Source organism: Streptomyces sp. WAC06614 (assembly GCF_003949795.1).
Taxonomy (GTDB): domain Bacteria; phylum Actinomycetota; class Actinomycetes; order Streptomycetales; family Streptomycetaceae; genus Streptomyces.
Genome location: NZ_RPRY01000295.1, coordinates 1 through 8,352 on the forward strand (window position 1 = coordinate 1; position 8,352 = coordinate 8,352).

Consider the following 8,352-nt stretch of genomic DNA (forward strand, 5'->3'; position numbering starts at 1 on the left):
CTGCCCGCCGCCCCCACCCTGCCCACCACTGGCAAGGAGCCCCACCCGTGACGATCCGCGTCACCATTGCCGACGACCAAGCCATGGTCCGGGAAGCCTTCAGCATCCTCCTCGATGCCCAGCCCGACATCGACGTCGTCGCCACCGCCGAGAACGGCGCACAAGCCGTCGAGCAGGCCGGGCAACTGACACCCGACGTGATCGTGATGGACATCCGGATGCCGGACATGGACGGCATCGAGGCCACCCGACAGATCACCTCCCAGCCCGGCGTCACGACGAAGATCCTCATCTTGACCACCTTCAACCTCGACGAATACATCTACGATGCGCTGCGCGCGGGTGCGTCCGGGTTTCTCCTGAAGAGCGCCTCAGGGGTCCAGCTCGCGGAAGCCGTTCGTGTACTGGCCCGGGGTGAAGCCCTGCTGGCCCCGGAGATCACCAGACAGCTCATCGCCGAGTTCTCCCGCATCAGCCCCGCCGCGAAGCTGCCGACCGGAGTGCGTATCGAGGCCCTCACCGGCCGGGAGACGGAGGTCCTCGCCCATGTCGCGCAGGGGCTGTCCAACGCCGAAATCGCCCGGAAGCTCGTGGTGGCCGAGGAAACGGTAAAGACCCACTTCGGCCGCATCCTGCGCAAGCTGCAGCTCCGCGACCGCACCCAGGCCGCCATCTTCGCCTACGAATCCGGCCTGATCACCCCCGGCAACACCGGCAACACCAGGCCCTGACGCCGTCCTGACGATCAAGCCGGCCGTTGATCCTGCCCTTCCACATCCGCCGCCGCGGCCGAGGGCCCACCACATGCGGCCTTCGGCCGGAAGCGTGCCCGTAGCACCGCAGAGCTACAGGCTGTGTTGGCTCCGGAGGGGGACGCCGAACAGCGGCCTCACACGCCAACCTCGTGGTGTACCGAACGGCAGGCCGACTCGGCCTCCCGCCGCTCCTGTATCCGAGGAACCCCACCGTGCTCACCAGCCCACGCCCGACAACAGCATCCCCCGCACACCGCCCGGGCAAGTTCAGGAGGACCCGGCGCGGCGTGCTCGCCCTGTTCGGCTCCGTCGTAGCCTTCCTGACCGCCACGATCATGCTGGGCGCCTACTTTCCGTCCATCCCCAAGGCCGGTGTGATCGGTCCGGTCCTCGGCGGCCAGTACCCCTTCCACGTGGCCCTCCTCGCCCTGGCCGGCGTCCTTCTGGGAGCCGTCACCTGGCACAGCGGTCTCCTACGCTGGGGCCGCCTCCTCACCGCCGTCACCGCGCTGTCCACGGTGGCGGCACTGGCCATCGGCTGCATCCAGTTCACCGCCGCACAGAAAGCGGGTACGACGGTCTCCTTCGCCGAGGTCTTCACCCAGCTCGCCAACCCCGACGCCACCCCCGACACGACGCAGGTGTACGCCACCCGCGACGGACAGGCGCTCGGGGCAGACCTTTACCTGCCTGAACGTGGGCGTAACACCAAGGTGCCGGCCATCATCCTGGCCCATGCCGGTGGCTTCCACACATTCGACAAGAGCGACCTGCGTGGCACCGGACGCTGGCTCGCCGACCATGGAGTCGCCACCGTCGCCGTCGACTACAGCCTGGCCGCCCCCGGCCGGTCCACCTGGAACACCGCCCCCCAGGACCTGCTGTCCGCCCTGCGCTGGGTCGAGGATCACGCCGACACGTACGGAATCGACCCCTCCCGCATCTCCATGGGCGGCATGTCAGCCGGCGGCACCCTCGCGATGAACACCGCCTACCGCCTCCACAACGGCACGATCCACGCCACAGAAGGCCCCACCCCCAAGCCGCCGGCCTCCGTCGTCGGCTTCTACCCCGGCACAGACGTCACCCAGATGTGGGAGGAAGACGTCGCAGGCACCCGCAACGCCGCAGAGCTCTTCACCGGGGGCACCCCCGCCCAATACCCCCAGCGCTACCGCGAAGTCTCCCCGACCACCGACATCCGCAAGGGACTGCCACCCACACTGCTCGTCGTCGGCGACCGCGACCGCAGCGCCCGCCCCGAAACAATCAAGAGCTTCGCAGCATCCCTCCACGCCGTCGGTTCGTGGAGACCACGTTCAAGGAACTCCCCTTCGCAGAGCACGCCTTTGACGACGCCTATGGCAGCCTGACCTCACAGACCAGCCGCCAGATCCTCCTCAACTTCCTTGCCAAATAAGGCTGATGGACGCCGACCGCCGTCAGATCGTGGCCTGGTTGCCGGATTGACCGCTCTGCTGGCTGGTCGCTCCGGGGGTGCTGTCACGAGAAGAGACGGGACCTGGAAGTAATCGGCGCCGTCCATCGGCCGCACGTGTTCTCGTTGGCTGGCTCCCGGACCACGTGGTCGGCCGCCGTTCTGGCCGCCCAGCTCTGTGACCGCGCAAGGACGAGCGGCGAAGGGACGTCGCTGAGGCGGCGCACCGCACCCATCGCGGCCTGGGGCCCGAGCAGGGAACGGTCGCAGTACTAGGTCCCTAGGACAGCGGATCGGGGGACAGCTCGGAGGCCTGTCGGGCCATCAGAAGTGCGTCCTTTTGCCCGAATCGGCGCCCGAGTGGCCTTGGTCGTCCTTGAGGGGTTGTGAGTGGATCTTGGCGCGTGCGAGTTTTTGATCAAGGAGCGCCTGAGCCGGCAGGCGCCCTCGTTCACACAGGTCCGTCAGGGGATTCATGAAACTCACGCGTCGATTCGTCGATTCGTCGGTACGGCTGCGGGTGCCGGCGTCGCCGGAAGCCTGCTCATCGCTTCGGCGCCGGCGGCTTCGGCAGCCGGCAGGGCCACGGGAGCCGAGCGCAGTGCCGTGGTGGAGGAGAAGGCCACCCGCACCGGGGACCTCGCCCGTCCGTGGCAGGCGGCGCAGCTGCGGCCGAGGCCACCAACAGCACCGGGGCAGGGAAGGTGACCGTTTCGGCGCCAACGGCCTCGGCCGGCGAGGTCCGGGCTGTCGCCGCGGACGGAAGTGCCCTCGGGCTCGGGCTCCAGGGCGCGGGGAACGTGGCCGGTGTCACGGCGGGCAACGGCACGGTCGTCTACACCGGTGTTGCCCGGTCGACGGATCTCGCCGTCCAGCCCACCACGGACGGCGGCGCCCGAACCCTGGTGACCCTCAAGGACGCCTCCGCGCCCACCGAGCAGCGGTTCGACCTCAGCCTCCCGCAGACTACGCGCGCCGTGCCCGACGGCAACGGCGGCTTCGACATCGTCACTTCCGCGGTCTGCGCAGGCCTCGTCGCCCGTGGCCACATAGACGCGCCCTGGGCCAAGGACGCGAACGGCACCTCCGTTCCCACGAGCTACCGCCTCGACGGCAACACCCTCGTCCAGACGATCCAGACCGGCCCCGACACCGCCCACCCCGTGGTGGCCGACCCTCATTACACCTGGGGCATCATCAGCGGCACCGCCTACTTCAACAAGTCTGAGACCGCGCTTCTCGCCGTCGGTGGAAGCGTTGTGTCCTGGCTGCCGAGCCCGGCCGCAACTCAGCCCGGCACTCGGGATCCCCAAGCCGGCGGCAGCTCTCGCACGAGCCACGTGACTCCGAGAAGGGAGTGCGGCCGGCCGTGGCGGTCGGAGAGACATGCAGGCTTCCATTTTCTGAAAGGGTTGCGGAGTGAATGCTCTAACCGCTGTGGCGTCGGCGGCTTTCGGCTCCGGCCTGTATCTCGTCACATTCTCGACGGCGAGGTGGTTGAACCGGCTGGACCTACGTTTCAAGATCACCGGCTTCGTGGTGACCGGCATGGTTCTGTGCGCCGTTGCCGTGATGATCGCCGCAGCGAGCCGCAGTGCCATATTCGGGTTCATGGCCGGCGCTACCCTGACCCCGTCCGTACACCGGTGGATCCTGCGACGGCATCAGCAGACCGCTTCCTGACTCCTTCGCATGACGGGAAGGGGCTGGAGCCCATCGGTGGAAGCTGGCTCCGGCCCCTTCGGCGGCGACGCTCCATACCCGTTTTCGCAGGTGGGCGGCGGAGGCTGACGAGACGCCCTGCCTCCAGGCTGTGGGCATCGGCCCGGTCGACGTCCACTGATCGTCCGACACGCCGCTCGGATACGGTCTTCGCCCCATGCCCGCATCCCGACACGCACATGCCAAGGGGCGCCTGGCGCGGCGAGGAGTACCACGAACGAGCGGTCACGAACCGAGAGAGAAGGGACGTGACGCCCTCTCAGGCGGTCGACCCGGCATCACTCAGTCGATTTCCGTAGTTATTGGGAATAGACGTGGTCGGGGGTCACGATGCTGCTGACGACCTTGGCCAGGTGCTCGGCCGGAGCCTGCGGGGTCTTGTCGGGCTTGAGGATGCTGCTGGTGGCAAAGATCGTCATGGTGGCATTTTGCGCGGGGATCGAAAACACCGCGCTGGTGTAGCCGAAAATGACGCCGGTGTGCCCGATCCACCCATGGCTCTCGATGATGGCGAATCCATACTTGTACGCAGGGTTCCCTGGAACGACTTCCTTGGCCTCCAGCCTCTTCTTCTGCGTCTCGGCGCTCAGCAGGGAGCCCTTGCCCAGCGCCACGTCCCAGGTCTTCATGTCGGCGTAGGTGGAGATGAGCTGCCCGGCGGCATTGGCCCAGGACGGGTTCCACAGCGTGGCATCGGCGACCGTGCCATCCACGGTCTGGTTGGTGTAGCCGTGTGCGTAGGGGGCGGGCATGTTGCCGTCGGAGGGCCAGCTGGTGCGGGTCAGCTTCAGCGGGGTGAAAATGTGCTGCTGCAAGTAGTCGGGCAGCGAAAGGCCGCTGACTTTTTCCACCACCATGCCCAGCAGCACCGCGTTGGTGTTGCTGTAGTCGTACTGCGTGCCCGGCTCGAATTTCAGCGGGTGACGGAAGGCGACGTCCAGCAGCTGCTGGGCGGTGACGGCGCCGGCGGACGGACCCTTGGGCAGCTCGGTCAAAATCGACTTCTGCCACTGCTTGTCGTCGTCGTAGGTGAACAGGCCGCTGCGCATCTCGCCGAGCATCTGCAGGGTGATCTTGTCCCCGGAGGGCACCCCGGGCACGTACTTGGAGATCGGGTCGCTGAGGGCGATGCGCTTTTGGTCCACCAGCTGCAACACGGCCGTGCCGGTGAACGTCTTGGTCAGACTGCCGATCCGGATGTGATCGTCCAGACGCATCGGCGTGCCCGTGGCCCTGTCGGCGACCCCGAACGTCTTGACGTAGTCGACTTTGCCGGGCACGGAAATCCCCACCACCGCGCCCGGGATGTCGAAGTCCTTCATCACCTGCGTCACGGCCGCGTCCAGCTGCGCGGCGAGCTCCGCCGAGGCCGTCGCCCCCGGCGTCGTCTTCTCCGCCGGCTTGCCGCACCCCGCCAGCCCCGAAGCGGCAATCACGGCGACCACGGCCACCAGGGCCGGCGTCCTGCGCCCCCGGGCACGCCCAGCCCGCCGGCGGGAGCGCCACCCCCGGTGTCGCTCACCATCAGTCCTCATGTCGATTCCTCTTGCGTTCCTGACGGTACGGATCGAACGATGCGCACGCGCCACCGAGTGCACAGGGTCGCCACCCGGAGGCAGCGGCAACCGGACGACCCGATGACTCCGTCCCACCGACCTGACCCGCTGACACTGGTGCAGATGTCTCCGTACTCCGTGGTGCACTCAGAGGAGTACGCCGACAGCCATGGGGAGTATCACGAAAGCGGTGCTCACCACTCGGTTGGCGGAGAGATCCGCGGACAGTGGTGTCGAAGGGACGACGAGCTGTGGGCCCGGATCGAGCCGCTGCTGCCGGCCTGGCCGGAGCGGTCGCCGGGCCCTCGCCCGGTGGATGACCAGCGTTGCCTGCAGGGCATCCTGTTCGTGCTCTACACCGGCATCCCCTGGCAGCAAGCAGTTGCCGCCCGAGTGGGGCTTCGGCTCCGGGCAGACCTGCTGGCGCAGGCTCGGCCGCTGGCAGCAGGCTGGAGTGTTCGAGGCCCTGCACCGCTTACTCCTGGCCGAGGTGAACGCGGCCGGACTATCGACTGGACGTGCGCCTGCGTGGACGCCTCCCACGTACGCGCGAAAAAGGGGGCGAGGCCACCGGCCCGTCCCCGGTCGACCGCCGCAAGACCGGCGGCAAACACCACCTGATCAGCGACGGCGGCGGCATCCCGTTCCACGTGATCACCACCGCCGCCCACGTCAACGACGTCACCCATACCCTCGCCCTGATGGACGGCCTCCCACCCGTCGCCGGCCACCCCCGCAACCGTCGGCCACCCCCGCAACCGTCCCGACGCCCTGCTCGGCGACAAGGGCTACGACAGCAACCACAACCGCCGCGAGCTGCGCAAACGCGGCATCAGAGCCGTCGACGACTCGTGGTAGTGGTCCGCCTCGCCGATGTCGACGCCGTTGGCGGCGGTTTGCGTGCCGGTGCTGCCGGACGGCGTCGAGTTCTGGGTGCCGTCGCTGCAGTCAGCGCCGGTGCCACCGGGTACCCACGCGTCGGTCGCGGTCCACTGGATGCCCGCCTGGTTGTCGAGGCAGCCAGCGGTCGTGGGGGCGTTCCACGTCGTGTACTCGCCAGGAGCTCGGGCGGGGAGCTGGTGGTCATGTCGGCGACTTGCGCGGCGTGGGTGCGGCCGTAGGGCGCGGGGCTCAGGCGGTGCCCTCGGCGCGGGCGTCGTACTCCTGACGTGCGGCGAGGACTTCGCCGACGTGCTCCACCGACCACTGGGTGAGTACGCGCAGTGGCCCCCGCAGGGTCTGGCCGAGGGGGGTCAGGTCGTACTCGACGTGGGGCGGCACCTCGGGATACACGGTCCGCCGGACCAGTCCGTCGCGTTCGAGCGTGCGCAGCGTCTGGGTCAGCATCTTCTCGCTCACTCCGGCCAGCCGCTGCCGCAACCGGGTGAACCGGCAGGCTCCGTGCTTGCCGAGTTCTCCCAGCACGAGCACCGCCCACTTGCTGCCGATCTGGTCGAGCAGGTCGCGCGAGGGGCAGCCGCGCGTGTACGGGTCCCATGACGCCATGGGCTCCGTCACATTCTCGGGGGTCGCCATTCCACTCACCTCGATACTTTCCCGTAGGTGGTCACCTTACCCACAAGTGGCTACTTACCGATGGAGAGTGAGCAGGTCAATCTGGGGTTCGTCACGCCGCGAGGAGAGTTCGCGGCAGAAAGGGGCGATCTCATGTCCATCGTCGTCACCGGAGCCTCAGGCCAGTTGGGCAGGCTCACCGTCGAGGCGCTGCTGCGGCGCGGAGTCCCGGCCGCGGACATCGTCGCGACCGGACGGGACACCGCACGCATCGAAGACCTCGGCCACCGCGGCGTCGTGGTGCGCCGGGCGGACTTCGCGGAGCCGGACAGCCTCGCGGCGGCGTTCCAGGGAGCGGACCGGCTGCTGCTGGTGTCCACCACCACCGTGGACGAGCGGTCGGCCAACCACCGCCGGGCCGTCGACGCGGCAGTGGCGGCCGGCGTGTCGCTGGTGGCGTACACGAGCATGACGCAGGCCGACACGGCGACCAGCATCCTGGCCCGCACCCACCGCGCCACCGAGGAGTACCTGCGCGAACGCGAGGTCCCCAGCACACTGCTGCGCAACAGCTGGTACCTGGAGAACTACACCGCCCAACTGCCCCTGTTCCGCCGGCGCGGGACGGTGATCGGAGCCGCGGGCAAGGGCAGGATCAGCGCCGCGTCAAGGGCCGACTACGCGGAGGCCGCCGCCGTCGTGCTGACCACCGAGGGCCACGCGGGCGCGGTGTACGAGCTGGGTGCGGACGAGGCGTTCACCCTGGCCGAGCTGGCGGAGGCGGTCTCGGCGGCCACCGGGGAGCCGATCGCCTACACCGATCTGCCCGCGGACCGGCTCACCGAGGCGCTGACCGGGGTCGGCCTGCCCGCCGAACTGGCGCACGTCCTCGCCGACGCCGACCTCGGGATGAGCCGCGGCGAGCTGTACACGGGATCCGGCGACCTCAGCCGCCTGATCGGCCGGCCGTCCACTGCCCTGTCCGACGCTGTCGCCGCCGCGCTGCGCTGACCGTCCGCTCGCCCCCGCGGCCGTCGCGCCCGGACCGCCGCGAGGCGCTCACCCCCCGTTCCGTGACCGTGTACGACCCTGCCATCACCCGGAAGGTTGCCGACCATGTCCTCCCGCCCCGTTCCCCCGCACACCGCGTCCACCCGCACCGCGTCCACCCGCGCCGCGTCCACCCGCGCCGCGTCCACCCGCGCCGCGTCCACCCGCGCCGCGTCCACCCGCGCCGCGTCCACCCGCGCCGCGTCCACCCGTACGACCGTCCGCGTCATGGGGCGGCGCGCGCTCGTCACCCTTACCGCCACCTCCGCGGCCCCATGACGCGGACGGTCGTACGGGTGGACGCGGCGCGGGTGGA

Annotated in this window: 8 protein-coding genes and 1 pseudogene; 7 read left to right on the forward strand and 2 right to left on the reverse strand. The window is 69.2% G+C overall.

The window, feature by feature from the left end; translation table 11 throughout:
- The first annotated feature begins 47 nt into the window (after nucleotides 1–47).
- The 3 genes from EF918_RS28295 (at nucleotide 48) to EF918_RS28305 (ending at nucleotide 3,876) form a co-directional block, all read left to right on the forward strand.
- Nucleotides 48–731: a response regulator transcription factor gene (locus tag EF918_RS28295; RefSeq protein WP_125651770.1), complete on the forward strand. Its 684-nt coding sequence runs from the start codon at nucleotides 48–50 to the stop codon at nucleotides 729–731.
- Nucleotides 732–967: 236 nt separating this feature from the next.
- Complete coding sequence (locus EF918_RS28300; protein ID WP_125651771.1) at nucleotides 968–2,128, forward strand: alpha/beta hydrolase; 1,161 nt, start codon at nucleotides 968–970, stop codon at nucleotides 2,126–2,128.
- A gap of 1,484 nt (nucleotides 2,129–3,612) precedes the next feature.
- A complete protein-coding gene (locus EF918_RS28305; RefSeq protein WP_125651772.1) occupies nucleotides 3,613–3,876 on the forward strand; it encodes a hypothetical protein in 264 nt (87 codons plus the stop codon).
- A gap of 338 nt (nucleotides 3,877–4,214) precedes the next feature.
- Here the strand turns inward: EF918_RS28305 and EF918_RS28310 are convergent, their stop codons facing one another.
- Nucleotides 4,215–5,366, reverse strand: coding sequence for a serine hydrolase (locus EF918_RS28310; protein WP_221889765.1), 1,152 nt, complete (start codon nucleotides 5,364–5,366; stop codon nucleotides 4,215–4,217).
- 228 nt (nucleotides 5,367–5,594) lie between these two features.
- On the opposite strand from EF918_RS28310, the gene EF918_RS39340 reads away from it, so the two are divergent.
- Both EF918_RS39340 and EF918_RS38615 read left to right on the forward strand, forming a co-directional pair.
- The gene (locus EF918_RS39340; RefSeq protein ID WP_185921958.1) at nucleotides 5,595–6,092 is read left to right on the forward strand and encodes a transposase; all 498 of its coding nucleotides are present in this window, start codon (nucleotides 5,595–5,597) and stop codon (nucleotides 6,090–6,092) included.
- A gap of 123 nt (nucleotides 6,093–6,215) precedes the next feature.
- Nucleotides 6,216–6,308 (forward strand): annotated as a pseudogene (locus EF918_RS38615) (IS5/IS1182 family transposase); the annotation flags it as partial.
- Nucleotides 6,309–6,602: 294 nt separating this feature from the next.
- On the opposite strand, the gene EF918_RS28320 reads toward EF918_RS38615, so the two are convergent.
- A complete protein-coding gene (locus EF918_RS28320) occupies nucleotides 6,603–7,007 on the reverse strand; it encodes a helix-turn-helix domain-containing protein (protein WP_125651775.1) in 405 nt (134 codons plus the stop codon).
- Nucleotides 7,008–7,139: 132 nt separating this feature from the next.
- Between EF918_RS28320 and EF918_RS28325 the strand changes: the two genes are divergently transcribed.
- Together EF918_RS28325 and EF918_RS37305 are read left to right on the forward strand one after the other, a co-directional pair.
- A complete protein-coding gene (locus tag EF918_RS28325) occupies nucleotides 7,140–7,997 on the forward strand; it encodes an SDR family oxidoreductase (RefSeq protein WP_125651776.1) in 858 nt (285 codons plus the stop codon).
- A 105-nt stretch (nucleotides 7,998–8,102) separates the two neighbouring features.
- Nucleotides 8,103–8,315 (forward strand): hypothetical protein, encoded by a 213-nt coding sequence (locus tag EF918_RS37305; RefSeq protein WP_185921959.1) that lies wholly within the window; start codon nucleotides 8,103–8,105, stop codon nucleotides 8,313–8,315.
- Nucleotides 8,316–8,352 lie beyond the last annotated feature (37 nt).